This window comes from Bacillus sp. SIMBA_154 (genome assembly GCF_046536015.1).
Classification (GTDB): Bacteria; Bacillota; Bacilli; order Bacillales; family Bacillaceae; genus Bacillus; species Bacillus pumilus_P.
Window position 1 is genome coordinate 1 of the sequence record NZ_JAWJBV010000594.1, and the last position, 242, is coordinate 242.

The following is a 242-nucleotide window of genomic DNA, read 5'->3' on the forward strand; positions in this document are numbered from 1 at the left end:
GCAAAGCCTTGTAAACTTTCCTGACAAAGCTTGTAACTGGGTTGAAAGCAATTCTAAAAATCACTTAACACAAAGGGATATATCTGTATCTCGATTAAACTATGTAGCAAAAAATAAAACAAAAGTTTATGGTACTGGTAAGAGAAATTTTGGTACTAGTAATATACCTAAACTTTACTAATGATTCCTTTAATAAAGCGCCCCAAGTAGGGCGCTGGTTTATTTAATATCATCTTCATAGA

1 protein-coding gene is annotated in these 242 nt (G+C 32.2%); it reads left to right on the plus strand.

What is annotated here, in order from left to right:
• Nucleotides 1-181, plus strand: a 181-nt coding sequence (locus tag R0K30_RS23285; protein WP_410613374.1) for a YagK/YfjJ domain-containing protein, incomplete at its 5' end; no start/stop codon positions are given.
• Between the last annotated feature and the right edge of the window lie 61 nt (nucleotides 182-242).